Source organism: Streptomyces sp. DT190, assembly GCF_049846985.1.
Taxonomy (GTDB): domain Bacteria; phylum Actinomycetota; class Actinomycetes; order Streptomycetales; family Streptomycetaceae; genus Streptomyces.
This window is the reverse complement of the sequence record NZ_JBNCNM010000005.1, coordinates 182,622-208,166: the sequence shown is the minus strand read 5'-3', so window position 1 is coordinate 208,166 and position 25,545 is coordinate 182,622. Positions and strand designations below refer to the sequence as shown.

The window sequence follows — 25,545 nt, the reverse complement described above, 5'->3', positions numbered from 1 at the left end:
GCGGTTCGTCCGCCGCGGCGGGTGGCGGTGGGTTCCGGGACGCTTCGGCGGGCCGTGACGCGGCCGGCGCGGCACGTTCCACCGGGGCCGCCGCGAAGTCCCGTGGCGGCCCCGTCCGGTCGGGCGGCGGTCCCGCGACGCCGACGGCGGCTGCCAGTGCGGCAGCCGCCAGAACCGGGCCCGGGCGCCGTCGCCTGCCGTCACCCACGCCGGCCGGCGAACCGGCGGGCCGTCAGAACGCCCGTCACCGTGATCACTCCGGCCGCGGCGGCCCAGGCGGGCCAGGTGGCGGTGTCGGAGGAGTTCGGGGTGACGGCCGCACCGCTGCCGCCCGCGTCGACGCCGCGGGGGGCCGAGGCCATGCCGCTGAACGACTGGGTCGCCAGAGCCAGGTTCTTGTCCTCGGCGCTGCCCCAGGCGTAGACGACGTTGCTGGTGCCCTCCTTCAGGGAGAGGTCGGCCGGGCCTATGGCCACGGTGTCCGTGCCGGCCAGCACCACATCGGCGTTGACCGAGCCGGCGTCGACCTCGGCGGTGTCCTCCTTCGGGTTGGTCAGGTCGGTGAAGACGGGCTGACCGCCGGCCCGGACGTCCACCGCGGGAGCGGCCGCGACATGGCGGACCGTCAGGCGCGACTTGCCGGCGCCGACCTCGGAGACGTCGTTGGTGAAGGCCGTGAGCTGGGGCTTGCCGTCGGCGGAGAGGTGCGCGGCGACCGTGGCGTTCCCGCCCTCGGGCACCTCGACCTTCTTCTCCAGCGCCGGCGTGCCCTCCGGGCCCTTGCCCGCTTCGAAGATCTTGATGTCGTACGTGCCGGCGTCCAGGGACTGCGGGTCCGTGACCGTGCCGGGCTTGAAGTCGCTGAGCAGTTCGGTGCCGTTGGCGTACACGTCCACGGTCAGTCCGGGGATGCCGTGGAAGACGGACACCATGGCCTTGTCCTGCTGCTGGTCGGCGAGGGCCGGGGCGGCCGCGCCGAGGGCCAGGGCGCAGGCGCCTGCGGAGGCTGCTACGGCGAGGTGGAGTCGGGAGTTCATGGGGATCATCCCTTCAGAAGGAGCCTCCGTACGGTGCGGAGTCTCGGTCCCGTTTCGGGGGTGATGGCCCCCTTGGATGCGCGAGCGGGTGCGCTCGCGTCTGTTTTCACGCGCCGGGGCCGGAGGCCGCGGACTGCTCGATCACCACGCGCAGACGGTGCAGGCCGCGGCGGGCGTGGCTCTTGACCGTGCCCAGGGGCAGACCGGTGCGTTCCGCGATCTGGGCCTGCGTGAGGTCCTCGTAGAAGGCCATGCAGAGCACCTCGCGCTGGGGGCGCGGCAGCCGGGACAGCGCGTCGACGAGCAGCACCCGGTCCAGGACGCGGTCCGGTGCCGTGTCGCCGTACCCCGGGTCGGGGTCGGCCTGGTGGGCGGCCGAGTCGATGAGCGTCAGGCGCCTGGTCCGGGCCGCCAGCGCGTCGACGATCTTGCGGCGGGTGATGCCGACCAGCCAGGCGCCGAGCGGCCCCCGTTCCGGGTGGAAACCTGCCCGGCCGCGCCAGGCGCCGAGGAAGACCTGCTGGGTGACGTCCTCCGCCTCGTGGGTGTCGCCCAGCAGCCGGGTGGCCATGGTGTGGACGAGCGAGCCCCAGCGGTGGTAGATCGCGGCGAACGCCTCCTCGTCGGCGGCGAGGAGGCCACGGGCCAGCTCCTCCTCGTACCGCGTCTCCTCCACAGGCGGGGCGAGGGCGGTGAGTCGCGTGTTGGTGATCATGGCCTGGTTCCTCCTGCCGGCGTCGTGCGGGACGGAAGACCGTTTGCCGAACCGCACCGGTCGCGCTGTGGGAGCGGCGCCCCTGCGCTGTGCGCCCAGTGTTCGGCGCACAAACGACGCACAGCAACATGCGTCGTTTGTGCGTCGTACAGTGGGGGCATGGCTGCACAGGAACGGGACGGACAGAGCGTGCCGATCGGCGCCGCGCAGGCCGGCGGCGGTCTGACCACGGGCGAGGTCGCCCGGCGGCTGGGGGTGGCACCCACGACGGTCCGCACCTGGGACCGCCGCTACGGCCTCGGCCCCGACGCGCACACCGGCGGCCGGCACCGGAGGTGGACCGCCGGGGACGTGGCCCGGCTGGAGCGGATGTGCGCGCTGACGGCGACCGGGATACCGCCCGCCGAGGCGGCGCGCATGGTGCGGGAGGAGTCCGTCCCGGAGGAGGACCCGGCCGCCGGGACCAGTGCCGGTGCGGTCGCCGGAGCCGGTCCGGACGGGTCGCCCGCCGCGACGGTGTCACGGGCGGGCCGGGACGGGCTCCCCGCGGCGGCTTCGGATCCGGGCCCGGACGGGCGCTCCGCCGGGACCTCCCCGGAAGCGGTCCCGGCGGCTCCCGCCGCCGCGCCCCCGGGCCGTCCCGCCCGCGGACGGGCCCGCAGCCGCGCCGGCAGCGGGCTGCGTCTGGGCGACGTGCGCCAGGAGTGCAAGGGCATCGCGCGGGCCGCCCTGCGCCTGGACGCCGCCGCGCTGGACGACCTGCTCCGCTCCGCGATCGACGAGCACGGGCTGATCGCCGCCTGGACCGAGGTGATCATGCCGACGCTCCAGGCGGTGGGCCGCAAGTGGGAGAGCTCGGGGGAGAAGTACGTCGAGGTCGAGCACTTTCTGTCCTGGCACGTCTCCGGCGCGCTGCGGCGCAGCACCCCCGGCCCGGTCACCGACCGCCCGGGCGCCGTCACGGTGCTCGCGTGCGTACCCGGGGAGCACCACACGCTGCCGCTGGAGGTGCTGGCCGCCGCCCTCGCCGAACGGGGCCTGCCGGTGCGGATGTTCGGCGGCGCCCTGCCCGTCGAGTCCCTCGTCACGGCCGTGCGCAGGACCGGACCGGCCGCGGTGGCGCTGTGGGCGCAGTCGCGCGGCACGGCCAGTCGTCCGCTGGCTCAGCACGTCGCCGCGATGGAATGGGGGGTGCGCGGTGCCCGCCGCAAGCCGGTCGTCCTGACGATCGGGCCCGGCTGGGCCGGCGGCCGGTCCGTGCCGGGGCTGCCGCGCCCGGCCGGGCTGGCCGAGGCCGTCGGACTGGTGGAGTCGGTCGTCTCGCAGCAGCCGCGGGCCGGCGCATCCGAACACCCCCTGCGGCCGGAAGGGTGAACGAACTGATCAACTCGTCGGCCCGTGCGCGGGGTGGAGCGACGCCGCGGCACGGGCGGCGCGTATGTCCTCCCGGTGGCCGGGAACGGGGTGTGGTAATGATCGGCGGGTATGTCCGGACGGCCGGGAGAGGGGGTGTGGTGGTGATCGGCACGCGTGTCCCGGCGGCCACCGACGGCGACCGGAACCGCCGCGTCGCCGGCCCGGGGCGCACGAGGGGCCGGCGGGCCCGGGTGCCAGGTGCGGCGGCCTCCGAGGCAGGTGCGGCGGCCTCCGAGGCAGGGGCGTCGGCCTCCGCGGCCGGAGTCCGGCCCCGCACGCCCCGAGCCTGGCCCTGCACGCCCGGAGTCCGGCCCCGCACGCCGGGAGCCTGGCCCCGTACGCGCGGAATGCTGGCCCGCGGGCACGCGGGGGCGGCCCCCGTGCCCGGAGTCCCGCCCCGTATGCCGGGAGTCTGTCTCCGTACGCGCGGAGTGCGGGCCCGGGTGCCCGGGGCGGCGGCCCCTGTGCTCGGAGTCCGGCCCCGTATGCCGGGAGACTGGCCCAGGACGCCCGGAGTCCGGCCCCGCACGCCGGAAGTCCGGCTCTGCACGGGCGGAGTCCGAGCCCGGATGCCGAGGGCCCTGGCCCGGGTGTCCGGAGTCCGGACGTGCGGAGGGTGGGGCGGCCGGGGCTGGGGCCGGTGAGCGCCGGGCCCGGCGGCGCGGCCGACGTGGTGATCGTCGGGGGCGGTGCCGCCGGACTCAGTCTCGCGGACCGGCTGCTCGGGACCACGTCGGCCACCGTGACCGTCGTGGAGCCGCCGGACGGGCCCGCGCGCCCGGCGGAGCGCACGTGGTGCTTCTGGAGCGAGGGCGACGACGACCTCGGCGACGCCGTCGCCGCCGACTGGCCCCTGCTGCGGGTGCACGGCTCCGACGGGGAGGCCCTCACCGTCGACCCGGCCCCCGCGCGGTACCGCATGGTGCGGTCCGGGGCGTTCGAACGGCTGGTGCACGCGCGGCTGGCGCGCTCGTCCCGCGGGCGCCTGCTGCGCGCCACGGCCCGGACGGTGCGCGACGTGCCCGGGGGCGCGGAGGTGCGCTGCACCGCAGCCGACGGCGGGACGCTCACCCTGCGCGCCCGGCGCGTGTTCGACTCACGGCCGCTGCCCGCGCTGCCGCCGGCCCGGACCCAACTGCTGCAGCACTTCCGCGGCTGGTTCGTGCGCACGGACACCGACCGGTTCGATCCCACGATCGCCGACCTGATGGACTTCCGGGTGCCCCAGCCGACGCACGGCCTGGCCTTCGGCTACGTCCTTCCGCTCACCCCCGGCCAGGCGCTCGTCGAGTACACCGAGTTCTCCCGCGCCCCGCTGACCACCGAGGCGTACGAGACGGCCCTCGGCCACTACGCCCGCGAGGTCCTCGGCCTCGGCGCGTTCACCGTCGAGTCCGCCGAGCAGGGCGTCATCCCCATGACCGACGCCCGCTTCCCCCAGCGGGCGGGGGAGGCCGTCTTCCGGATCGGCACCGCGGGCGGCGCCACCCGCCCCGCCACCGGGTACACCTTCGCCGCCGTACAGCGGCACAGCCGGGCCGTCGCCGCCGCCCTGCGGGACGGCCGCACCACCGTGCTCCCGCCCCACGGGCGGCGGGCCCTGTTCATGGACGCCGTCCTGCTCAGGGCCCTGGACACCGGCCGCATCGACGGCCCCGCCTTCTTCACCGACCTGTTCCGCCGGACCCCGGCACACCGTCTGCTGCGCTTCCTGGACGGCGCCACCTCGTTCCGCGAGGAGTGGGGCATCGGACTGCGCACCCCCGTGGGCCCGATGCTCCGCACCACGCTCGAGGTGCCCTTCCTGCCCCGCCGCGCCCACCCCGTCCCCCGAACCGGAGAGAGCCCTCGATGACCCTGTTGCGCGACCACGACCTGGCCCACGCCTTCGACCACGCGTCCCGCACCTACGACCGGCTCACGGCCCTCAACCCCGGTTACCGCACCGACCTGCTGCGCTCTGCCCGCCGGCTGCGGCTGCCCCGGGACGGGGCCGGGCTGCACGTCCTCGACCTCGGGTGCGGCACCGGCGCCTCCACCCGGGCCCTGCTGCGCGTCGCGCCCCGCGCCCGGATCACCGCCGTCGACGCCTCCTCCGGCATGCTGCGGCAGGCGCTGGCCAAGCCGTGGCCCGACAGCGTGCGGTTCCTGCACCTGAGCGCCGAGGAACTCGCGACGGCGGCCGAAGGCCCCTTCGACGCGGTCTTCGCTGCCTACCTGTTCCGCAACGTCACCGACCCCGACGGCGTCCTGCACACCGTACGGACCCTGCTGCGGCCGGGCGGGCGGCTCGCCGTCCACGAGTACAGCCTGGGCGGCTCCCCGGCCCACCGCGCGCTGTGGACCGCCGTGTGCCAGGGGCTGGTCATCCCCGCGGGCACCCTCACCGGCGACCGGGACCTGTACCACCACCTGTGGCGCAGCGTCCTCGACTTCGACACCGCGCACGAGTTCACCGGCCGGCTCACCCGCGCCGGGTTCGCCGACGCGCGCGCCCTTCCGCTGGCCGGATGGCAGACCGGCATCACCCACACCTTCGTTGCCCGCAACGCCTCCACGCCGGCGGTCCCGGAGGCGGCCGGGCAGACGCTCACCGGGACGCTCGCGCGGCCCGCGTCCGCCGCGGAGGCCGGCCGATGAGCACCCGCACCCCCCGCACCGCCCCCGCCCGGCGCGGCCGGGACCGCAAGGCCGAGGTGCTGATGCCCGCCCCCGGCCGGGACGGTTTCGGGCACCGGGACGCGCCCTCGGTCGCCGTGGTGGGCGGCGGCATCGCCGGCCTGGCCGCGGCCACCGGACTGGCCGAACGCGGTGCCCGGGTCACCCTCTACGAACGCGAGGACTCCCTGGGCGGACGCCTCGCCGGCCACCGCACCGAACTCGCGGACGGCTCGGTCGTGACCATGAGCCGCGGCTTCCACGCCTTCTTCCGCCAGTACTACAACCTGCGCGGCCTGCTGCGGCGGACCGATCCGGCCCTCGCACGCCTCACCCCGCTGGCCGACTATCCCCTGCGGCACAGCGGCGGCCTGACCGACAGCTTCGCCCGCGTCCCGCGCACCCCGCCCCTCAGCGCCCTCGGTTTCGTCGCCCTCAGCCCCACCTTCGGCTGGCGCGACCTCGGCGCGCTGGACGCCCGGGCGGCGCTGCCGCTGCTGGACGTCAGGGTGCCGGAGGTCTACGAGCGGTTCGACTCGGTCAGCGCGGCCGGCTTCCTGGCCGGCGTCCGCTTTCCCGAGGCCGCGCACCACCTGGCCTTCGAGGTGTTCTCCCGCAGTTTCTTCGCCGACCCGCGCGAGCTGTCCGCCGCCGAGCTGATGCTGATGTTCCACATCTACTTCCTCGGCTCGGCGGAGGGCCTGCTGTTCGACGTGCCCGACGAACCCTTCCCGCAGGCCCTGTGGGAGCCGCTCGGGGAGTACCTCCAGCGGCTCGGCGCGGACCTGCGCACCGCAGTCGCCGTCGAGGGCGTCACCCCCGCCGGCACCCGGGGAGCCGAGGTGCGCACCGACGCCGGCAGCGAGCGGTACGACGCCGTGGTGCTCGCCCTGGACACCACGGGGCTGCGGCAGGTCGTCGCCGGCTCGCCCGGTCTGGGCAGCGGGGAGTGGCGCGACGACGTCGCCGCCCTGCGCACCGCCCCGCCCTTCCTCGTCTCCCGGTACTGGCTCGACCGGCCGGTCCACGCCGACCGCCCCGGCTTCCTCGGCACCAGCGGCTACGGCGGTCTGGACAACATCAGCGTCCTGGAGCGCTACGAGGGCGAGGCGGCCGGCTGGGCCGCGAAGCACACCGGATCGGTCGTGGAGCTGCACGCCTACGCCGTCCCGGAGGGCTCCCACCGGGAGACCGTCCAGGACGAGCTGCTCGAACAGCTGTGGCGGGTCTACCCCGAGACCCGCGAGGCGCGGATCGTGGACGTCCGGCACGAATGGCGCGCGGACTGCCCGCACTTCCCGGTCGGCACCCACCACCGGCGCCCCGCCGTCACGACCCCGCACCCGTGGCTGACGCTGGCCGGCGACGGGATCCGCTGCGACCTTCCCGTGGCCCTGATGGAACGGGCCGCCACCACCGGCTTCCTGGCGTCCAACGCCCTGCTCGCGGGGTGGGGCGTGCGCGGCCAGGTGCTGTGGACCGTGCCGCGCGCCGGACGCTCCCCGGCCCTGCGGGGTCTCAACGCCCTCGCGGGACGCCGCCCGTGACGTCGCCGTACCGCCACCGGGCCTGACCGGCACCGCACAGGACCCCGCCCCGCCGTCGAGGCCGTGACGGACGGGGCGGGGCCGATCGGGGGTGTCTCAGCCGGGGAAGCGGCCGGTGCTGCGCAGCGTCCAGCGCCGCTCGGCGTAGGCGAGGTCGTCGCGCCACAGCCGCCCGGCGGTGTACCGCATCAGGGGGCGCAGCGCGGGCGCGGCGGCCCGGGCCAGGGCGAAGCCGCGCCGGTCCGAGGTGGCGATCACGGCCTCGACCACCGCCGTGCGCGGGTGCGCGTCGGCCGCCGAGGTCAGGGGCGTGGCGTGCGTCTCCACCACGGAGGTGGCGCCCTCGCCGTCGGTGATGCGCATGAGGACGGTGCGCGGTTCCGGCGCGGTGAACTCGGCGCGCACCGGCACGACCAGCCGGCCCGCCACCCGGAACGACACGTCGACGACGAAGCTGTCGTCCTCCTCGCCCCGCGGTTCGCGGGCGACCGTCAGGTCGACGAAGGAGTACGGGTGGAACCAGGACCCGTGCCACGGGTCGAGCCGGTTGGCCACGACGTCCTGCGGTTCGCACCGCCCGATCGCCGTGAACACCGCGTCCACCCCGCCGTCAGGCGCGGGGCGCTGCGGCACCACGGGGCGCTCCGACGGCTCCTCGCCGCCGACCCCGTCCAGCCGCACCCACACCAGCACCCCGTCGTCGTGGACGGGGTACGGCTGCCAGCCGGCGAACGGGGAGCCGCCGTCGAGGGCCAGTCCGTGCCAGTGGCACACCAGCGTGCCGCACACCACCCGGCTGTCCCGCAGCGGGGCGCCCAGGTGCGGGCAGGCCCCGGGGCCGGCGCGCAGCTCGCCCGACTCCGCGCGCCACAGCACCACTTCGACGCCGCCGACGGTCCTGCCGTAGGGCCTGCCCGGACGTACGGTGCGGGAGGCGCCGACGACGAACCAGTTCCCGGAGGGCCGGGCCGACGCGCGTTTCAGCGCGTCGGCGATCAGCGCCGGACGCGCCGCGCGCCAGGTCGGCTCCTGCTCCGACCAGCCCGGGCCGCGGCGCCGCCGCAGCGGCGACGTCCAGCCCGCCTTGTCCGCGCGATCAGCCACGGGACGGTCCTTTCCGTTCCAGTGAACCAGGGGAGGCCGCGGGCGCCCGGCGCCACCGGGCGGCCGCCACCTTCAGCAGCCCGGCCGCGGCGACGGCGGCCCTGCGGCGGTCGGGCACCACCGCGCGGCGGTGCACCACGGTGTAGTCGTCGCGTGCCACCTCGTCCAGGATGCCGCCGTACAGCGTGAACGCGGTGGCGATGCAGGGGCGCACCCGCGGATCGAGCATGGCGATGCCCGGCTCGGCCTCCCGGTAGACGTCCCGGGTCATGGCCTCGGCCGCCACGAGCGCCGCCCGGATGCGCGGGTCCCGGCGCCCGGTGCGCCGGGACCACTCCAGCAGCGGCCGGTCCACGCCGTGCGCGGCGAGCAGGTCGGCGGGCAGGTAGATCCGGCCGCGGTCCAGGTCCTCCCCGACGTCCCGCAGGAAGTTGGTGAGCTGGAACGCCACCCCGAGGGCCGCCGCGTGCGGCGCGGCCTCCTCGCGCGGGACGACCGGGCCGAGCACGGGCAGCATCTGCAGCCCGATCACCGCGGCCGAGCCGTGCATGTAGGCCCGCAGATCGGCGTAGGACGGGTAGTCGGTGACGGTCAGGTCGGAGCGCATCGAGGCGAGGAAGTCGGCGAACAGCTCCACCTCGATGCCGTACCGCTCGGCGGTGTCGGCCACCGCCCGCACCACGGGCTCGTCCCCGCCCCCGTTGCGCAGCGCGTGCGCGAGATCGCCCTCCAGCCGCTTCAGCGACAGGTCGCGCTCCTCGGGGGTGCGGGTCCGGTCCAGGTCGTCGACGATGTCGTCGGCCCAGCGGGCGAAGCCGTACAGCGCGTGCACGGCCGAGCGCCGCTCCACCGGCAGCAGGCGCGTGGCGAGGAAGTAGGTGCGGCCGTGACGGGCGTTGAGCTGCCGGCACCGGGTGTAGTCGGCGCGCAGGCCGGGGTCGGTGATCCCGGCGGCGTCCAGTTCACGACGGGTCATGGGCACCTGCTCCGGTCGGGGTGGACGGGACGGTCCGCGCGACGGGACGGGGCCGGGCCGGCGCGGCGCGGCGTCCCGAGCCGCCGGTGACGCGCGCGGCGGCGAGCTTGCCGCTGACGAGCACGGTCGGCACACCCACACCCGGGGTGGTCCCGCAGCCGGCGAGCACCACGTTGTCCAGCCCGCGGACCAGGTTGCGCGGCCGGAAGGGGCCGGTCTGGGCGAAGGTGTGGGAGACGGAGAAGGGGCCGCCCGCCGCGTGGCCCCGGGCCGTCCAGTCGAGCGGGGTCACCAGCTGTTCCTGCTCGACGCTGTCCGCGAAGCCGTCCAGGCCGCGCCGCTCCAGCTCGGCGACCAGGCTGTCGCGGTAGCGCGGGCCCAGCTCGCGCCAGGCGGCGGCGGAGGGGCCGACGTCGGTGTTGGGGCAGGGCGCGAGGACGTAGTGCAGGTGGCGGCCCGGCGGCGCGAGGGAGGGGTCGTGCGCCGTCGGGCGGGTGATCAGCAGGGACGGGTCGCTCATCAGCGATCCCGTGCGGGTCAGTTCGTCGAAGGTGCTCTCCCAGGCCGCGCCGAAGGACAGCGTGTGGTGGGCCAGTTGCGGCCAGGTGCGGTCGGTTCCCGCGTGCAGGATCACCGCGGAGGGCGAGTGCCGCAGCGCCACCGGGCGGCGCGGGGCCCGGCCCAGCAGGCGGTGCGCGGTGGACAGTTCGCAGGTCAGCACCACCGCGTCGCACGGGATGCGCTCACCCGAGGCGAGGCGCACGGCCCGCACCCGCCCGGCGGAGCGTTCCAGCGCGCTCACCTCGGACCCGTAGCGCAGCTCGGCCCCGGCACCGGCCGCCGCGTCGGCCATCGCCCGCGGCAGCGCGTGCATGCCGCCCTTGGGGAACCAGACCCCGGCGACGGTGTCCATGTAGGCGATGACGGCGTAGGCCGCCAGCGCCCTGGCCGGGGCGACTCCGGCGTACAGGGCCTGGAAGGAGAACACGCGGCGCAGGCGTTCGTCCTGGAGGAAGCTGCCGATCCGGCTGTCCAGGCGCCCGAAGCCGCCGAGCGCCGCCAGCCGGGCCAGGTCGGGGTGGAGGAGCTGGAACGGCGAGTCGAAGTTGGTGTCGATGAAACGCCGCATCTGCGCCCGGTACAGCCGCTCCAGCCACTGCCGCAGCCTGCGGTAGCCCGCCGCCTCGGCCGGTCCGGCGAAGCGCCGCACCTCCGCCTCCATGGCCTCGCCGTCGGTGTGCACGTCGAGCGAGGTGCCGTCGGCGAAGGCCGCGCGGTAGGCGGGGTGCAGGGGCGTCAGCTCCACGCGCCGGTGGAGGCTGTCGCCGACGGCCGCGAACGCCTCGTCGGCCAGGTCGGGCATGGTCAGCACGGTCGGTCCGGTGTCCACCCGGTAGCCGCCCATCCGCACCCGCCCGGCCCGGCCGCCCGGGCCGGAGTCCCGTTCGACGAGCGTGACCCGGCGGCCGGCGCCCAGCAGGTGCAGGGCGCAGGCCAGGCCGGACAGGCCCGCTCCCACCACGACGACGTGATCCGTCGGCCCCGACACGGTCCTCATACGAGCTCCTCGGCGGGGCGCGGGGCGACGCCCGCGGCCCGCTCGACCAGGGCGGCGAACTCCCGCCGCACATCGGGGCCGGCGGCCACGGCCTCGAAGTGCCGCAGACCCGCCGCCGCCAGTTCCTCGATCCGCGCCTCGACCTCCGCCCGGGCGCCCGTGCGCTCCAGGGCCGCCCGCATCCGCTCGACGGTGTGCCCGGCCCGTGCGCCCGCGCCCGGGGCGAGCACGGCGGCGGCGTCGTGATCACCGGCGGTCCCGGCGAGCCGGACGGCGACGGCGAGGAGCGGGGTGAGCTTGCGGTGGCGCAGGTCGTCGTCCGCGGGCTTCCCGGTGCGCGCCGGGTCGCCGAAGGCACCGAGGAGGTCGTCCCGCAGCTGGAAGGCGAGCCCCGCGCTCCGGCCGGCCGCCCGCAGCGCGCCCAGCGTGGCGGAGCCGGCGCCGGCCAGCGCCGCGCCCAGCGCCAGGGGCCGCGCGACCGTGTACAGGGCGCTCTTGAGGACGGCGATGGTCAGTGCCTCCTCGGCGCTGGACGAGCCGCCGGCCTGGGCGTTGAGGTCGCGGTACTGCCCGGCGACCATCTCGGTGCGCATCTCCCGCCACTCGGCGTACAGCCGCGGGCCCTGCGGCACACCGAACGCCGTCTCCGTCAGCAGGTCGTCGGCCCAGGCCAGGGCCAGATCGCCCGCGAGCACGGCGGCGGACGTGCCGAACGCCTCGGCGCAGCCGTCGCCCGGGCCGGCCCGGTGCCCGCGTGCGAACTCCACGTGCAGCGCGGGAGCGCCCCGGCGCAGGGACGATCCGTCCATCACGTCGTCGTGGATCAGCGCGCAGGCCTGGAGCAGTTCCAGGGCGGCGCCCAGGCGCAGCACCGCCGTCGGGTCGCCGGTGCCGCCCGCGGCGCGCCAGCCGCACCACACGAACGCCGTCCGCAGCCGCTTGCCCCCGCGCCGGGTGAACGCCGCGACGCGCCGCGCCATGTCGTGGGCGAACAGCGCGTCGGTCTCACGGGCCTGCCGCAGCCGCGCGTCGAGCACCCGCTCCAGGACCCCCTCCACGGCGATCGTGGCCTCACGGGCGGTGCACGGGGTGTCGTCCGTGTCCGCCGGTGCGGCCGTCGTCGGCCCCGGTCCAAGCATGCGCAGCCCCTTCTCGCTTCCGGTCATCCGAACATCAGTGCTTCCGCGGGGGGCGGTGTCCTGGATGCGCCGGCGCCGGGCGTCCCGCGGGCGCACCGGCTCCGCCGCCCGGTCCCGGCCCCGTTCACGCGCGCCCCCGGGCGGCCTTGAACCGGGCGAGCCCGTCGCCGAGGTCGATGAGCGGCTCCGGGTAGCGGATTCCGGCGCGCAGGTCCTCCGGGAGCCGCCAGGGCTCGTGGACCGCGCTGCCCGGCACCTCATCCAGCTCAGGTACCCAGCGGCGCACATAAGCACCGTCCGGGTCGTAACGCCTGCCCTGGAGCACGGGGTTGAGGACGCGGTGCGGGCGGGTGTCGGTGCCGGTGCCGGCGACCCACTGCCAGTTCAGCTGGTTGTTGACGATGTCGCCGTCCACCAGCAGGTCCAGGAAGTGCCGTGCGCCGATCCGCCAGTCCACGTACAGGGTCTTGGTCAGGAAGCTCGCCGTCAGCAGCCGGGCCCGGTTGTGCATCCAGCCCTCGTGGCGCAGCTGGCGCATGCCCGCGTCGACCATCGGGTAGCCCGTACGGCCCTCCTTCCAGGCGGCGATGTCGTCGGCGGCCTCGTCCTCGCCGCGCCAGCGGTCCTGGCGGGTGCGGTAGTCCCGCACGGAGGCGTCGGGCCGGGCCGCCAGCACCTGGTGGTGGAAGTCGCGCCAGCACAGCTGGCGCACGAACGCCTCGGCCCCGGGTCCGCCCTCGCGGCGGGCCCGGTGCACGAGCTCCACCGGCGAGAGCGCCCCGAAGTGCAGGTACGGCGACAGACGTGACGTGCCGTCACCGGCCAGGTCGTCGTGCCGGTCCTCGTACCGGTCCAGGTCCGCCCGCGCCCAGGCGGCGAACCGCTCGCGCCCCGCCGTCTCCCCGCCGGGCGGGAGATCGGCGGACACGTCCCCGGCGTCCGCGCGCGAGGGCGGCTCCTCGCCGCGCGCCGCGTCGGGCACGCGCACGGTGCGCGGCGCGGGCAGCGGCTCCCGCAGGCTTTGCTGCGACCAGCGGCGCAAGTAGGGGGTGAACACCGCGAAGTGGCCGGAGCCGGTCGGGGTGACGGCTCCGGGCGCGACGGCGGTGAGGACGGTGTCGTGCACCCGCAGGGCGACGCCGTCGGCGCCGAGTTCCTCGCGCAGCCGTTCCTCGCGGCGGTGGGCGAAGCCGGTGATGCCCGCGGCCAGGTGGACCTCCGTGGCGCCGCACTCGGCGGCGACCGCGCGGACCTCCCGGGCGACCGGCCCGGAGCGCACCACCAGCCGTCCGCCGCGCCGGCGCAGCGAGGCGTCGAGGTCGGCCAGGCAGTCGGCGAGGAAGGCGGCACGGTTGGGCACGTCGAAACCGGCCGCGCGCACGGCGGGGTCGCGGACGAACAGCGGCACCACCTCGTCCGCCGCCGCCAGCGCCGCCCGCAGCGGCGGATGGTCGTGCAGGCGCAGGTCCGAGGTGAACAGGACGACCGCGACGGTCATGGCGTCACTCCTGGGGCGGCGAAGCGGTGGTGCGGGATCACGTCTGCCCGGTCCTTCGTGCGGCCCGGGCCCGCCGGGCGCGCGAGGCCCGGCGTCCGTGGGTGCCGTCGGCCGCCGCCTGGGCGATGTTGCGGGCCATGCCGCCGAACACCACCGCGTGGAACGGGGCGACGCTCCACCAGTAGGCGTGGCCCAGCAGGCCGCGCGGATGGAACAGGGCCCGCTGCCGGTAGCGGGTGCGGCCGTCGGCGCCGGTCTCGGCGTACATCTCCAGCCAGGCGAGGCCGGGCAGCCGCATCTCGGCGCGCAGCCGCAGCAGCCGGCCGGGCTCGATCTCCTCGACCCGCCAGAAGTCGAGCGAGTCGCCGACCCTGAGGTGCTGGGTGTCACGCCGGCCGCGGCGCAGCCCGACCCCGCCGACGAACCGGTCGAGCCAGCCCCGCGCCGCCCAGGCCAGGGGTGAGGAGTACCAGCCGTTCTCGCCCCCGATGCCCTCGACCACCCGCCACAGGGCCTCCCGGGAGGCGTCGACGGGACGTTCCCGTTCGTCCTGGTAGAGGCTGCCGCCCGCCCAGTCCGGGTCGGTGGGCAGCGGGTCGCTGGGGGCCCCGGGCACGGAGGCCGAGGACCAGCGTGTGGTGACCTCCGCCTCGCGGACCTTGCGTAGCGCCAGGTTCAGGGCCTCGTCGAACGGGACCGGCCGGCCCGGCAGGTCCGGCACGTACCGGGCGATGTCGTGCTCGCGGCACACGACCTCGTGCCGCAGCGATTCGGTCAGCGGCCGGGCGATCGAGGCGGGCACCGGCGTGACCAGGCCGACCCAGTGGCTGGAAAGCCGCGGGGTGAGGACCGGGACCGGCACGATGAACCGCCGCCGCAGTCCGGCGACGGCCGCGTACTGCAGCATCATGTCCCGGTAGGTGAGGACGTCCGGCCCGCCGATGTCGAAGGCCCGGTCCACGTCGTCCGGCATGGTCGCCGAGCCGACGAGGTAGCGCAGCACGTCCCGGATCCCGATGGGCTGGGTACGGGTGTGCACCCAGCTGGGGGTGACCATCACGGGCAGGCGTTCGGTGAGGTAGCGCAGCATCTCGAAGGACGCCGAGCCGGAGCCGATGACGACGGCCGCTCGCAGCACCGTGGCGGGCACCGGGGCGTCGAGGAAGATCTGCCCCACCTCGGCCCGGGACCGCAGGTGCGGCGAGAGGTCCTCCTCGGGGACGTGCTGCGGGGTGAGCCCGCCGAGGTACACGATCCGCTTCACCCCGGCCAGCCGCGCCTGCTCGGCGAAGACGCGGGCGGCCCGCCGGTCGGTCTCCTCGAACCCGGAGCCCGAGGTGAGGGCGTGCACCAGGTAGTAGGCCACGTCGATCCCGCGCATCGCGGCGGCGACCGACTCCGCGTCGGTGACGTCCCCGCGGACGGTCTCCGCCCGGCCCGCCCAGGGGTGGTCGCGGAGCTTGCCCGGCGAGCGGGCCAGGCACCGAACGCGGTGCCCGGCATCGAGCAGCTCCGGCACCAGGCGCCCGCCGACGTAGCCGGACGCCCCGGTGACCAGGCAGTGCAGCCCCTGCCCTTCCTCCGCCATGCTCTGCCTCCCGTCTCAGGCCGCGATCACGGCCGGCCCCTACAGGAGACTTCCCGACCGGCCCGCACGGCGGATGCACGACACGTCACCCGGGGCCGTTCAGCCGGACGGAGCATCGGCCCCCGCCGCCCGCCGCACCGGCGCGCCGCGGCCGGCCAGGACGCTCGGCCACCACGCGCGCGGCCCGAGGTCGATCATCAGCGCGGGCACCAGCAGGGAGCGCACCACGAGCGTGTCGAGCAGGACCCCGAAGGCGACGATGAAGGCGATCTGCACCAGGAACGCCAGCGGGATCACCATCAGGGCCGCGAACGTCGCGGCGAGCACCACACCCGCCGAGGTGATCACACCGCCGGTGGTGGTCAGCCCGCGCAGCACGCCCTGCCGGTTGCCGTGCACGAGCGCCTCCTCGCGCACCCGGGACATCAGGAAGATGTTGTAGTCGACGCCGAGCGCCACCAGGAACACGAAGCCGTACAGCGGCACCGACGCGTCCGTGCCGCTGAAGCCGAGCAGGTTCCCGAAGACGAGCGCCGAGACCCCGAGCGTCGCCAGGAAGTTGAGCCCCACGGTCGCGACCAGCAGCACCGGCACGAGCAGCGAGCGCAGCAGCACCATCAGGATCAGCAGGATGACGGCCAGCACGATCGGCACGATGACCGTGCGGTCCCGGGCGGCGGTCTGCTGGGTGTCGTACTGCTGGGCGGTGTACCCGCCGACCAGGGCGTCGGCCCCGGGGACCGCGTGCACCTCGGTGCGCAGCCGCTCCACGGTGTCCTTGGCCGCGTCGCTGTCCGCCGAGGCCTTCAGCGTGGCGTTGATCAGCACCCGCCCGTCGGCCACGAGCGGTTCCCCGCCCCCGGGCCGCCCGGACGCGGTGACGGCGGCCGCGCTCGCGACGCCCTCGGTGCCCTCGGCGGCCGCCGTCACCTCGGAGGCCCGGCCGGCGTCGGCGATGATCACGGCCGGGTTGCCCGAGCCGCCCGGGAAGTGCTCGCCGAGGGTGCGCTGCGCCGCCACCGAGGGCGCGTCGTTGACGAAGATCTCGTCCAGCGGCACGCCCTTGGAGGACAGCGAGGGCGAGAAGGCCGCGAACACGGCGAGGATCAGTGCCGTCACCACCCAGGTCCGGCGCGGCCGGCCGTCCACCAGCGCGGCGACCCGCCGCCACACGCCGCTGCCCTGCGCGGACTCCTCCGCCGCCTTCGGCCGGGACGGCCAGTACGCGGTGCGGCCCAGCAGCGCCAGCACGGCCGGCAGGAAGGTGAGCGTGGTGAGCACGGCGCAGACGATGCCGATGGCGCCGACCGGTCCGAGGGCCCGGTTGTTGGTGAGGTCGCTCGCGAGCAGGGCCAGCAGCCCGAGCGCCACCGTCGCGGCGCTGGCGGTGATGGCGCCGAAGGAGCGGCGCACCGCGGCCGTCGCCGCAGCGGCCCGGTCGCCGCGCACGGCGAGTTCCTCACGGAAGCGGGCGGCCAGCAGCAGGGCGTAGTCGGTGGCGGCGCCGATCACCAGGATCGACAGGATGCCCTGCACCTGGCCGTCGACCCGGACCACGTCCCGGTCGGCCAGCGCGTAGACCACGGCACAGGCCAGGCCCAGGGCGAAGACCGAGCCGAGGATGATCAGCAACGGCAGCAGCACGCTGCGGTAGACGAGCAGCAGGATGAGCAGCACGGCGCCGAGGGCCACGCCGAGCAGCAGTCCGTCGATGCCCGCGAAGGCGTCCGACAGGTCGGCCTGGCTGGCCGCGGGGCCGGCGATCTGCGCCTCGGTGCCCGGCACCTTCCCGGCCGCCGCCCGCACCGCTTCGAGGGCGGTGGGCAGCTCTTCGCCCAGGTCGGGTTCCAGCTGCACGACGGCCTGCATCGCCTCCCCGTCGTCCGAGAGCAGGGCGGGGGAGGGCCGGTCCACGACGCCGGGCTCACCGGCGAGCGCCGCCACGGCACGGGTGGCGTCCGCCCGCTGGTCCGCCGTCAGCCGCTCGCCGCCGGCCGTCCACACGACCACGGCGGGCAGCGTCTCGGACTGGTCGAAGGCCTCCCGGGCCTGGAGCACCCGTGTGGATTCGGCGCTGCGGGGCAGGAAGGCTGCCTGGTCGTTGGTGGCGACCTCGCCGAGCTTGCCCGCGTACGGGCCGAGCGTGCCGCCCACCCCCAGCCAGACGAGAAGGAGAGCGAGCGGCAGGAGCCGCCGGGCCCAACGCTGTGCGGTACTCATGCGCATCCCAAGCGGTAGACGAAATTACTCACTCATAAAGTATCTCAATCATCGAGAGATAATAGGGTGGGGGCATGAGCGGTCCCAGCGGTTCCGGTGCGCCCACGTCATCCCTTCCGGCCGAGGACCCGATCGGGTTGCACACCTTCGCCGTTCTCCTGCGCCGGATGAACAGCGAGTTCAACCGGATCGCCCAGGAGTTCGCCCACGCGCAGGGCCTGCACGTCACCGACATGCAGGCGCTGATCGCGATCCTGGACGCCGAGGCCGAGGCGGATCCCGAGGCGGGGGAGGGGCCGATGACGCCCGGCCGGCTGCGCAAGCGGCTCAACCTCACCTCCGGCGCGGTGACCGCCTGCCTCGACCGGCTGGAGCGGGCCGGGCACATCCGCAGGGTCCGCGACGCAGGAGACCGGCGCGTGGTGCACCTGCACTACGCGGAGGCGGCCCGGGTCCTGGCCCGGGACTACTTCCGGCCCCTGGCCCGCAGCACCGACGCGGCCCGCGGCCGCTTCACCCCCGAGGAGCTGGGGGTCGTCGTCCGCTTCCTCGCCGAGATGAACGGGGAGCTGGCCCTGCTGCGCCGGAACGTCGACTGACGTCCTCCCGGCCGTCGCATCCGGTCCGGTCGAACATCTTCGTGCCCGGCCGCCCGGCGAACATCCCGGACCTCGGTCTGACGAACGTGATCTTCAGCTTCGTGATGGGGCTGCTCATCGCGACCTTCGGCATGTACGGCCGGGTCTCCGGCAAGCTCTCGCACGGCAATCCGTACTGGCGGCGCGGGCGCCCCGAGCAGGCGGCGAGGGAGCGCGAGGCCGCCGCCCTGCGGGCCGGGCCTCCCGAGGCGGTGCGCCCGCTGGCCGCGAGGGCGGTGGACGAGGGAACGGGCCGGAGGCGGGTCCTGGACTGACCCCCGCGCCCCGGCCCGACGTGCGGGGGCCGGACCGCCGACGGCCCGGCCCCCGCGCTCCGTCAGAACTGGAGCGCCCAGGCGTCGATCCGCCCGGTGTCGAAGTTCGCGTTGTCGCTGACCCGGAGCTCCCACGTGCCGTTCGCGGTCTCCGAGGAGGCGTTCACGGTGTACGTGGTGTCGATGTTGTCGGCGCTGCCGCCGGTGCCGTAGCCCTTCAGCGTGTAGGCCGTGCCGTCGGGGGCGATCAGCTGGACCTGGAGGTCACCGATGTAGGTGTGGACGATGTGCACCTCGACGGCCAGGGCCGACGGGGCGTTGCCGGAGACGCCGGAGACCGTCACGGGGGACTCGGCGGTGGCGTTGTCGGCGATGGCCTGGTCCGCGGTGTTCTCGAAGCGCGGTCCGGGCGGGGTGGTCGTGCCGCCGCCCACGTACAGCAGCCGGTTGGGTGAACCGGTGCCGGGGCTGGTGACGACGCCGGTGGTGGCGGCGGCCGTCAGCGCGGCGGAGACCTGCGCGGGGGTGGCCGTGGGGTTGGCGGCCAGGTGCAGGGCGGCGGCCCCGGCGACGTGCGGGCTCGCCATCGAGGTGCCGGAGATGGTGTTGGTCGCCGAGTCGCCCGTGCTCCACGCCGAGGTGATGGAGGAGCCGGGCGCGAACAGGTCCAGCACCGAACCGTAGTTGGAGTAGCCGGCCTTCGCGTCGCTCGACGTCGTGGCGCCGACCGTGACGGCCTCGGTGACACGGGCCGGGGAGCGCGTGGAGGCGTTGGTGGACTCGTTGCCGGCCGCGACGACGAAGGTGACGCCGGAGGTGATGGCGTTGCGCACGGCCGTGTCGATGGCCGTGTCGCCGGGCCCGCCGAGGGACATGTTCGCCACGGCCGGCTTGACCGCGTTGCGGGCGACCCAGTCGATGCCGGCGACGACCTGCGCGGTGGTGCCCTGGCCGGAGTTGTTCAGCACCCGGACCCCGACGACCTTGGCCTTCTTGGCCACGCCGTAGGCGTTCCCGGCGACCGTGCCGGCGACGTGCGTGCCGTGTCCGTGGCCGTCCTGGGCGGTGTTGTCGTTGTCGACGGCGTCGTAGCCGTAGGAGGCACGGCCGCCGAAGTCGCCGTGCGTGATGCGGACGCCGGTGTCGATGACGTACGCCGTGACGCCCTCGCCCGCCGCGTCCGGGTAGGTGTACGAGCTGTTCAGCGGCAGGCTCTTCTGGTCGATGCGGTCCAGGCCCCAGGAGGGCGGGCTGGGCTGCGTCGCGGTGATGGAGAACGTCCGGTTCTGCACCACGGAGGCGACGGCCGGGTCGGCGGCGAGACGTTGCGCCTCCGACGCGGAGGCCTCGACCTCCCAGCCGTTGAGGGCCTTGGTGTAGGTCCGCTCGATGTCCGCGCCGTACTTGTGCGCGAGGGCGCGGCCCTCTGCGGAACCGGCCTTCCCGGTCTTCAGGGTGACGATGTAGCTGCCGGCGACGGCGTTCGCGGCGCCCTCGTACTGGACGCGTCCCTCGGCGACCGGGGCCGCGCCGGCGGGGAGGGCGGAGACCAGGCTCGCGAGGAGCGCCGCGGTGGCCGTCGCGCCGAGCGCGGCCAGTCTTCGCCGGGTGGAGCGGTGGGGAGTACGCATCACTGCCATCTGAGGGGTCCTCCTCATCGGTGGTGCGCTGTGGGGTGTGGTGCACGCCCGTTGGAGCACCCGGGAGTCATGGTCATGTCAACCAGAGGGTGACTCCTGTGCGTCAGCCGAAAGATTGAGGCCTCCACAGGAATTGCACAAGGGCCCTGCACGGACCCGCAGAGCCCTTGTGATGGACCATCAGGCATCGAACGCCGTGTTCCGGCTCCGCTTCCCCCAGGCCAGCACCTCGTCGCGCACCCGGTCCAGGTGCTCGAGCACCGCGCCCACCCCGTCGTCGCCCAGCGGCAGGCGCAGGGGCGTGGGGTCGGCCTCCAGCGCGGCGAGGATCAGCGCGGCGGCCTTGGCCGGGTCGCCCGGCTGGGTCCCGTCGCCGCCGGAGACGAGACCACGCGTCCGGCTCACCTTGCCGTACACCCCGCTGTCCGCGCTGGCGCCGGCCCGGCCCGTCTCGAACAGGCCGGTGCGGAAGGCGCCCGGCTCGACGATCAGCACCTTGACGCCGAACTCGGCGACCTCGTCCGCGAGCCCCTCGGACATGCCCTCCAGGGCGAACTTCGTCGCGCTGTACGCCGAGAAGCCCGCGAAGGACAACTGCCCGCCCATGCTGCTCATCTGCACGATCGCCCCCGAGCGCCGCTCGCGCATGTGGGGCAGCGCGGCCCGGGTGAGCGCGGCCGGGCCGAAGACGTGCACCTCGAACAGCGCTCGCAGCTCCTCCTCCGTGGTCTCCTCGAACGCCCCGACGTGGGTCCGGCCCGCGTTGTTGACCAGGACGTCGATCCGCCCGTGCCGCGCCACGACGTCCCGCACGGCGGCCTCGGCCGCGCCGGTGTCGGCGACGTCCAGGCGCAGCGCCTCCACCCGGTCGGGGTGGACGGCGACCAGGTCGTCCAGCGCCTCGGGGCGGCGGGCCGCGCCGACCACGACGTCGCCCGCCGCGAGGGCGGCCTCGGCGATCGCCCGCCCGAACCCGCTGCTCGCGCCCGTGATGAGCCACACCCTGTCCATGACCACTCCTCGTCTCGTCCCGTCCCTTGCGGCAACCACCCTTCCCGGAACGGCAGTTGTCCGTCCACTGCTGCGGCCTGGCGACGGGTGCGGGCGTACTCGGCCGGTCCGTGCGGTCGCGGCGGGAGCGGCTGCGGGCGGCGACGGCCCGAGTGCGGACGGCAGTCCGAGCGCCTCCGCCAGCTCCGCGCGGGCCGCCCCCGCCGACCCGTCCGCCAGCAGCGGCCAGACCCCCGCGGCCGAGAACACCGTGTCCTCCCGCAGGGCAGACGCCCAACGGGCCGTCAGCCGGTTCACCCCCGTACCGCCGACTCCGCCGTCCCGGCCCGGCCCGCCGTGTCCACCGCCCGCATTCCGCCGCCCTGACCGCGCCGCTTACGATGCGCCCAACTGTTCGACGAACCCCCGCCCGCCGCCTCAGCCAGGAGCACCGTACCCGTGTCGATACCCCCGCCCCCCGGGTCCCCGCAGCCCCGGGACCCGTACGGGCCGCCTCCTGCCGACCCGTCGCAGGCCCACGGTCCGTACGGTCCCTACGGCGCCGCCGGGCGCCCGTACGGCGCGCCGGTCTCCGTCAACGCCCTGGCCGTCGCCGCGCTCGTGCTCGGCGTGCTCTGCTTCATCCCCGTCCTGGGGCTGCTGCTGGGGCTGATCGCGCTGCGGCAGATCAAGAGGTCGGGGCAGAGCGGGCGGGGCATGGCGATCGCCGGGGCCGTGCTGTCGTGCGTCGGGGTCGTGCTGTGGGCGGCGGTGCTGTCCTCGGGCGCCGCCTCGAAGGCCTGGGAGGGGTTCAAGGACGGCGCGCAGGGCAACGAGAGCCTGTCCCTGGGCAAGGGCGACTGCTTCGACGCGCCCGGCGGCCTGGAGGGCGACACGTACGACGTCGACCCGGTCTCCTGCACGGGCCGGCACGACGGCGAGGTCTTCGGCACCGTCACGCTGCCGGGCGGCTCCTTCCCGGGCGACGCACACCTCACCGACCTCGCCGACGAGCGGTGCTACGGGCTGCAGGACCAGTACGCCATGGACTCCTGGGCGATGCCGGCCGACGTCGACGTGTACTACCTGCTGCCCTCCCGGGAGAGCTGGCGCTACGGCGACCGCGCGATCACCTGCATCTTCGGCCACACCGAGGCCGGGACGCAGCTGACCGGCTCGCTGCGCGGCGATCCCACCACGCTCGGCACCGACCAGGTCGTCTTCCTGTCCACGGCCAACGCCTACGACGCGGCGCTGTACGAGGAGCCCGAGGACACCCCCGAGGACGACCTCGCCGCCCACCGGGCCTGGGCCACGCAGGTGGACGACGTGCTCGGCGAGCAGATCGAGGCCCTGCGCGCCCACTCCTGGCCGTCCGGGGCCCGGCGCCCCGTCGCCGACCTCGTCGAGGACCTGGAGGACGCCCGCAAGGAGTGGGCCCGGGCGAGCGAGGCCCGCGACGCCGGCACCTACTTCACGCACTACGACAAGGCGTACGCCTCCGTCGACGGCCCCTCGACCGTCACCGCCCGCAAGTCCCTCGGACTGGCCTCGACCCCGCCGGTCTACGACGAGGATGAGGGCGGTGCCTCCGAAGCGCAGGTGTGAGAGCGGCCATAGCGGGGAGAAAGTGCCTGCGTAAAGCCCTCAGGGCCCGCATGTCATCACATCGAGTGATTCTCTGGCCTTTGCTTGCACGGCACAACCCAGGGTTGCCACGCTGTTGCTGTCTGTACAAGCTGATGGGAGCGGCCAGTGACATTCGGTGAGCAGCCGGCGTACTTGCGTGTCGCGGGTGATCTCCGCAGGAAGATCGTCGACGGTCAGCTCCCCCCGCACACCCGGCTCCCCTCCCAGGCCCGGATCCGCCAGGAGTACGGCGTCTCGGACACCGTCGCCCTGGAGGCCCGCAAGGTGCTGATGGCCGAAGGGCTGGTCGAGGGCCGCTCCGGCTCGGGGACGTACGTGCGCGAGCGGCCCGTGCCCCGGCGCATCTCCCGCTCCGGCTACCGCCCGACCGGCGGGGCGACGCCGTTCCGCCAGGAGCAGGCCGACGGCGAGGGGCGCGGCACCTGGGAGTCCAGCAGCGAGCAGTCCGAGGCGAGCGTCGCGGTCGCCGAGCGGCTGGGCATCGAGCCGGGCGACCGCGTGATGTGCACCCGGTACCTGTACCGCGAGAGCGGCGAGGCGATGATGCTCTCCACGTCCTGGGAGCCGCTCGCGGTGACGGGCCGCACGCCGGTGATGCTGCCGGAGGAGGGCCCGCTCGGCGGCATGGGCGTCGTCGAGCGCATGCGCGCGATCGACGTGATCGTGGACAACGTCACGGAGGAGGTCGGCGCCCGCCCGGGCCTCGCCGAGGAACTGCTCGTGCTGGGGGGCGTCCCCGGCCACGTGGTCCTGGTCGTCCAGCGCACGTTCTACGCCTCGGGCCGGCCCGTCGAGACGGCCGACGTGGTCATCCCGGCCGACCGGTACCGGGTCGCCTACCACCTTCCGGTCAAGTAGCGAACGCTCACATCCGCCCCGCGGCGCGCTCCCCGCGCGCCCCGCTCACACGCTCACCGGGACCGCCACCGCCGTCCGGGGCTCCGCATGCCCCGGAGTCGATCACCGTCTGCGCAGGTCGACCGTCGTGTATGAGGTATGCCACCGAACTGGTGCGCCGAGGTACGCGGACGGCGCGTTCGTCGGCGTGCGCCCCCTGCGTACTGGCTGGTTGCGTACCTCTTGGTGAAAAGCCGTATTCGCTGCGTGAAGGTTAGGCGTACGCTCAGGCATATGCGCATTGCGGTTTCCTTAGCGGGTGGGGCTCGGCACAGGCCGCGAGCGGGAAGTGGAGGGGCGCGATGAACGACAGCACGGTGACTCTTCCCTGGCTCGTGATACGTCAGGACGACAACGGCAATCGCTACCGCGTCGGGCGGTACGCGACCCGGGCCGAGGCCCAGAAGATCGCGGACAGCCTCGACGGCCGCGGCCACAAGCAGCTCTACTGGGTCGAACGCCTGGGCCAGAGCGGGCCGGCCATGCACGACTGACCCGGTACCGCACCGGCCCCGCGCGCGACCGGCCCGGTGCACGGGGAACTCGCGCGTGACCGGCCACGTGCACGGCTGACCACCTGCACGCCTCACGGAGCGCACGCCTGACCACGCGCGCGACCGACCACGCGCGCGACCGACGACGCGCACGACTGGCCACGTGCGCGACCGGCACGTGCGTCACCGACCCGTGCGCGACGGACTTGCGCACGACGGACCACGTGCGTCACCGACCCGTGCGCGACGGACCGCGCGCAGCATCACGTGCGTCACCGTCCACGAGCACGAAGCACCCCGTGCGCCACCGACCTTGTGCACGCCCCCCCCGCGGGCCGGCGGCGGCCTTCTCCGCGCGGACCGGCGGCGGCCTTCCCGTGCGGACCGGCGCCCCCGGCGCCTGCCGGGCCGGGGCCGTGGCGTGCTCCCGTAGGCTCCCCGCATGACTGAGCACATCGTCGTCGTGGGTGCCGCGCTGATCGACGGCGGGCGGCTGCTGGCCGCCCGGCGCAGTGCCCCCGTCGAGCTGGCCGGGCGCTGGGAGCTGCCCGGGGGCAAGGTGGAGCCCGGGGAGACGGCCGACGCGGCGCTCGTGCGCGAACTGCGCGAGGAACTCGGCGTCGACGCCGAGGCCGGCGAGCGGATCCCGGGCGAGTGGCCCCTGCGGCCGCCGTACGTCCTGCGGGTGTGGAGCGCGCGGCTGCGGCCCGGCTCGCCCGTCCCGGAGCCCTTGCAGGACCACGACGAGCTGCGCTGGCTCGGCCCCGGAGAGATCTGGGACGTCGACTGGCTGGACCAGGACGTCCCGGCCGTCCGGCAGGCCCTCGCACACCTGGGCGGCCTCCGCACCGGCGTGGCGGAAGGGCCCGGCGCCTGAAGCCTGGCAGGGGCGCGTGAGGCAGGACGACTGCTGTACGGGCGCCCCGTACGCCTTTGGTGCCACCGCGCGCCTCGCCGCGCGGTACTCCGCCCTGAATATCGGGTATGTGCCCATTAAGCCCATGAAACCGGACATGAGTGGGTCTGCCGACAGGGAAGTGATCGGCGTGATCGACACCGCGGGTGACTGCGCCGAGTGGACCTTTCCCGCCGAGCCGGACGCCGTGCGCACCGCCCGCCGTGCCGTCCGCGCCCGGCTGCGCGACTGGGAGCTGGACAGCCTCGCCGACCTCGCGGCCCTGCTGGTCAGCGAGCTGGTCACCAACGCGTTGCGGCACGCCACCGGCCCCATCGGCGTCCGGCTGGTCCGCCCCTCCGCCCTGGACGGTGTGCTGCTGGTCGAGGTCTCCGACCCGCTGCCCGACCCGCCCCGGGAGCGGGCCGCCCGGCCCGAGGACGAGAGCGGCCGCGGACTGCAACTGGTCGCCTCCTCCACCCGGCGCTGGGGCACCCGGCCCGGCGGCGCGGGCAAGACCGTGTGGTTCGAACTCGCGGTGCCGGAGTGAAAAAACGGTGTACGTACCCCGTACCGCTGTAGAGCGATTGGTTCAGGCCAGTGGCGGTTG

The 25,545-nt window shown here is 75.2% G+C and carries 22 protein-coding genes; 11 read left to right on the top strand and 11 right to left on the bottom strand.

Features of this window, described 5'->3' with window-relative positions; genetic code table 11:
* Nucleotides 1-200 precede the first annotated feature (200 nt).
* Nucleotides 201-1,037: a DUF4397 domain-containing protein gene (locus ACPXCS_RS12315; RefSeq protein WP_425946581.1), complete on the bottom strand. Its 837-nt coding sequence runs from the start codon at nucleotides 1,035-1,037 to the stop codon at nucleotides 201-203.
* A 106-nt stretch (nucleotides 1,038-1,143) separates the two neighbouring features.
* Nucleotides 1,144-1,752, bottom strand: coding sequence for an RNA polymerase sigma factor (locus tag ACPXCS_RS12310; protein ID WP_425946580.1), 609 nt, complete (start codon nucleotides 1,750-1,752; stop codon nucleotides 1,144-1,146).
* Between the two features lie 159 nt (nucleotides 1,753-1,911).
* Here ACPXCS_RS12310 and ACPXCS_RS12305 point away from each other — a divergent pair, with 159 nt between their 5' ends.
* The 4 genes from ACPXCS_RS12305 (at nucleotide 1,912) to ACPXCS_RS12290 (ending at nucleotide 7,373) form a co-directional block, all read left to right on the top strand.
* The gene (locus ACPXCS_RS12305; protein ID WP_425946579.1) at nucleotides 1,912-3,126 is read left to right on the top strand and encodes a MerR family transcriptional regulator; all 1,215 of its coding nucleotides are present in this window, start codon (nucleotides 1,912-1,914) and stop codon (nucleotides 3,124-3,126) included.
* A gap of 682 nt (nucleotides 3,127-3,808) precedes the next feature.
* Nucleotides 3,809-5,023 (top strand): lycopene cyclase family protein, encoded by a 1,215-nt coding sequence (locus ACPXCS_RS12300; RefSeq protein WP_425946578.1) that lies wholly within the window; start codon nucleotides 3,809-3,811, stop codon nucleotides 5,021-5,023.
* On the top strand, nucleotides 5,020-5,808 hold the full coding sequence (locus ACPXCS_RS12295; protein ID WP_425946577.1) for a class I SAM-dependent methyltransferase: 789 nt from the start codon (nucleotides 5,020-5,022) through the stop codon (nucleotides 5,806-5,808). The genes ACPXCS_RS12300 and ACPXCS_RS12295 overlap by 4 nt, the downstream gene beginning before the upstream one ends.
* Nucleotides 5,805-7,373, top strand: coding sequence for an FAD-dependent oxidoreductase (locus tag ACPXCS_RS12290; RefSeq protein ID WP_425946576.1), 1,569 nt, complete (start codon nucleotides 5,805-5,807; stop codon nucleotides 7,371-7,373). Before ACPXCS_RS12295 ends, ACPXCS_RS12290 begins: the two co-directional genes overlap by 4 nt.
* A gap of 96 nt (nucleotides 7,374-7,469) precedes the next feature.
* On the opposite strand, the gene ACPXCS_RS12285 is transcribed toward ACPXCS_RS12290, so the two are convergent.
* From ACPXCS_RS12285 to ACPXCS_RS12255, 7 genes are all read right to left on the bottom strand, one after another.
* The gene (locus ACPXCS_RS12285; RefSeq protein WP_425946575.1) at nucleotides 7,470-8,477 is read right to left on the bottom strand and encodes a DUF5914 domain-containing protein; all 1,008 of its coding nucleotides are present in this window, start codon (nucleotides 8,475-8,477) and stop codon (nucleotides 7,470-7,472) included.
* Nucleotides 8,470-9,453, bottom strand: coding sequence for a phytoene/squalene synthase family protein (locus ACPXCS_RS12280; protein ID WP_425946574.1), 984 nt, complete (start codon nucleotides 9,451-9,453; stop codon nucleotides 8,470-8,472). Before ACPXCS_RS12280 ends, ACPXCS_RS12285 begins: the two co-directional genes overlap by 8 nt.
* Nucleotides 9,440-11,011: a phytoene desaturase gene (locus ACPXCS_RS12275; protein ID WP_425946573.1), complete on the bottom strand. Its 1,572-nt coding sequence runs from the start codon at nucleotides 11,009-11,011 to the stop codon at nucleotides 9,440-9,442. Before ACPXCS_RS12275 ends, ACPXCS_RS12280 begins: the two co-directional genes overlap by 14 nt.
* Nucleotides 11,008-12,150: a polyprenyl synthetase family protein gene (locus ACPXCS_RS12270; RefSeq protein ID WP_425946572.1), complete on the bottom strand. Its 1,143-nt coding sequence runs from the start codon at nucleotides 12,148-12,150 to the stop codon at nucleotides 11,008-11,010. The genes ACPXCS_RS12275 and ACPXCS_RS12270 overlap by 4 nt, the downstream gene beginning before the upstream one ends.
* A 124-nt stretch (nucleotides 12,151-12,274) precedes the next feature.
* Nucleotides 12,275-13,648, bottom strand: coding sequence for a cryptochrome/photolyase family protein (locus ACPXCS_RS12265; RefSeq protein WP_425946571.1), 1,374 nt, complete (start codon nucleotides 13,646-13,648; stop codon nucleotides 12,275-12,277).
* Nucleotides 13,649-13,685: 37 nt separating this feature from the next.
* Nucleotides 13,686-15,236, bottom strand: a complete 1,551-nt coding sequence (locus ACPXCS_RS12260) for an SDR family oxidoreductase (RefSeq protein WP_425946570.1) — start codon at nucleotides 15,234-15,236, stop codon at nucleotides 13,686-13,688.
* Between the two features lie 99 nt (nucleotides 15,237-15,335).
* The gene (locus ACPXCS_RS12255; RefSeq protein ID WP_425946569.1) at nucleotides 15,336-17,456 is read right to left on the bottom strand and encodes an MMPL family transporter; all 2,121 of its coding nucleotides are present in this window, start codon (nucleotides 17,454-17,456) and stop codon (nucleotides 15,336-15,338) included.
* 74 nt (nucleotides 17,457-17,530) lie between these two features.
* Here ACPXCS_RS12255 and ACPXCS_RS12250 point away from each other — a divergent pair, with 74 nt between their 5' ends.
* Both ACPXCS_RS12250 and ACPXCS_RS12245 read left to right on the top strand, forming a co-directional pair.
* Nucleotides 17,531-18,055, top strand: coding sequence for a MarR family winged helix-turn-helix transcriptional regulator (locus tag ACPXCS_RS12250; protein ID WP_425946568.1), 525 nt, complete (start codon nucleotides 17,531-17,533; stop codon nucleotides 18,053-18,055).
* Nucleotides 18,056-18,096: 41 nt separating this feature from the next.
* Nucleotides 18,097-18,369, top strand: a complete 273-nt coding sequence (locus tag ACPXCS_RS12245) for a hypothetical protein (protein WP_425946567.1) — start codon at nucleotides 18,097-18,099, stop codon at nucleotides 18,367-18,369.
* Between the two features lie 62 nt (nucleotides 18,370-18,431).
* Here the strand turns inward: ACPXCS_RS12245 and ACPXCS_RS12240 are convergent, their stop codons facing one another.
* Nucleotides 18,432-20,009, bottom strand: coding sequence for a S8 family peptidase (locus tag ACPXCS_RS12240; RefSeq protein WP_425946566.1), 1,578 nt, complete (start codon nucleotides 20,007-20,009; stop codon nucleotides 18,432-18,434).
* A 180-nt stretch (nucleotides 20,010-20,189) separates the two neighbouring features.
* Nucleotides 20,190-21,020, bottom strand: a complete 831-nt coding sequence (locus ACPXCS_RS12235; protein WP_425946565.1) for an SDR family NAD(P)-dependent oxidoreductase — start codon at nucleotides 21,018-21,020, stop codon at nucleotides 20,190-20,192.
* A 438-nt stretch (nucleotides 21,021-21,458) separates the two neighbouring features.
* Between ACPXCS_RS12235 and ACPXCS_RS12230 the strand changes: the two genes are divergently transcribed.
* The 5 genes from ACPXCS_RS12230 (at nucleotide 21,459) to ACPXCS_RS12210 (ending at nucleotide 25,485) form a co-directional block, all read left to right on the top strand.
* Entirely contained in the window at nucleotides 21,459-22,607 is a 1,149-nt protein-coding gene (locus ACPXCS_RS12230; RefSeq protein ID WP_425946564.1) for a DUF4190 domain-containing protein, read from the top strand.
* Nucleotides 22,608-22,754: 147 nt separating this feature from the next.
* Nucleotides 22,755-23,507 (top strand): GntR family transcriptional regulator, encoded by a 753-nt coding sequence (locus ACPXCS_RS12225; RefSeq protein ID WP_425946563.1) that lies wholly within the window; start codon nucleotides 22,755-22,757, stop codon nucleotides 23,505-23,507.
* A 341-nt stretch (nucleotides 23,508-23,848) separates the two neighbouring features.
* Nucleotides 23,849-24,040: an SPOR domain-containing protein gene (locus tag ACPXCS_RS12220; RefSeq protein WP_344536371.1), complete on the top strand. Its 192-nt coding sequence runs from the start codon at nucleotides 23,849-23,851 to the stop codon at nucleotides 24,038-24,040.
* Between the two features lie 442 nt (nucleotides 24,041-24,482).
* Nucleotides 24,483-24,917 (top strand): (deoxy)nucleoside triphosphate pyrophosphohydrolase, encoded by a 435-nt coding sequence (locus tag ACPXCS_RS12215; RefSeq protein ID WP_425946562.1) that lies wholly within the window; start codon nucleotides 24,483-24,485, stop codon nucleotides 24,915-24,917.
* Nucleotides 24,918-25,053: 136 nt separating this feature from the next.
* On the top strand, nucleotides 25,054-25,485 hold the full coding sequence (locus ACPXCS_RS12210) for an ATP-binding protein (RefSeq protein ID WP_425946561.1): 432 nt from the start codon (nucleotides 25,054-25,056) through the stop codon (nucleotides 25,483-25,485).
* Nucleotides 25,486-25,545: the final 60 nt, after the last annotated feature.

Excerpts from the sequence above, each read along its gene's own strand:
- ACPXCS_RS12315 (WP_425946581.1), bottom strand. The coding sequence starts at position 1,037 with ATGAACTCCCGACTCCACCTCGCCGTAGCAGCCTCCGCAGGCGCCTGC.
- ACPXCS_RS12310 (WP_425946580.1), bottom strand. The coding sequence starts at position 1,752 with ATGATCACCAACACGCGACTCACCGCCCTCGCCCCGCCTGTGGAGGAG.
- ACPXCS_RS12305 (WP_425946579.1), top strand. The coding sequence starts at position 1,912 with ATGGCTGCACAGGAACGGGACGGACAGAGCGTGCCGATCGGCGCCGCG.
- ACPXCS_RS12295 (WP_425946577.1), top strand. The coding sequence starts at position 5,020 with ATGACCCTGTTGCGCGACCACGACCTGGCCCACGCCTTCGACCACGCG.
- ACPXCS_RS12290 (WP_425946576.1), top strand. The coding sequence starts at position 5,805 with ATGAGCACCCGCACCCCCCGCACCGCCCCCGCCCGGCGCGGCCGGGAC.
- ACPXCS_RS12280 (WP_425946574.1), bottom strand. The coding sequence starts at position 9,453 with ATGACCCGTCGTGAACTGGACGCCGCCGGGATCACCGACCCCGGCCTG.
- ACPXCS_RS12275 (WP_425946573.1), bottom strand. The coding sequence starts at position 11,011 with ATGAGGACCGTGTCGGGGCCGACGGATCACGTCGTCGTGGTGGGAGCG.
- ACPXCS_RS12270 (WP_425946572.1), bottom strand. The coding sequence starts at position 12,150 with ATGCTTGGACCGGGGCCGACGACGGCCGCACCGGCGGACACGGACGAC.
- ACPXCS_RS12265 (WP_425946571.1), bottom strand. The coding sequence starts at position 13,648 with ATGACCGTCGCGGTCGTCCTGTTCACCTCGGACCTGCGCCTGCACGAC.
- ACPXCS_RS12260 (WP_425946570.1), bottom strand. The coding sequence starts at position 15,236 with ATGGCGGAGGAAGGGCAGGGGCTGCACTGCCTGGTCACCGGGGCGTCC.
- ACPXCS_RS12255 (WP_425946569.1), bottom strand. The coding sequence starts at position 17,456 with ATGAGTACCGCACAGCGTTGGGCCCGGCGGCTCCTGCCGCTCGCTCTC.
- ACPXCS_RS12250 (WP_425946568.1), top strand. The coding sequence starts at position 17,531 with ATGAGCGGTCCCAGCGGTTCCGGTGCGCCCACGTCATCCCTTCCGGCC.
- ACPXCS_RS12240 (WP_425946566.1), bottom strand. The coding sequence starts at position 20,009 with ATGGCAGTGATGCGTACTCCCCACCGCTCCACCCGGCGAAGACTGGCC.
- ACPXCS_RS12235 (WP_425946565.1), bottom strand. The coding sequence starts at position 21,020 with ATGGACAGGGTGTGGCTCATCACGGGCGCGAGCAGCGGGTTCGGGCGG.
- ACPXCS_RS12220 (WP_344536371.1), top strand. The coding sequence starts at position 23,849 with ATGAACGACAGCACGGTGACTCTTCCCTGGCTCGTGATACGTCAGGAC.
- ACPXCS_RS12215 (WP_425946562.1), top strand. The coding sequence starts at position 24,483 with ATGACTGAGCACATCGTCGTCGTGGGTGCCGCGCTGATCGACGGCGGG.
- ACPXCS_RS12210 (WP_425946561.1), top strand. The coding sequence starts at position 25,054 with ATGAGTGGGTCTGCCGACAGGGAAGTGATCGGCGTGATCGACACCGCG.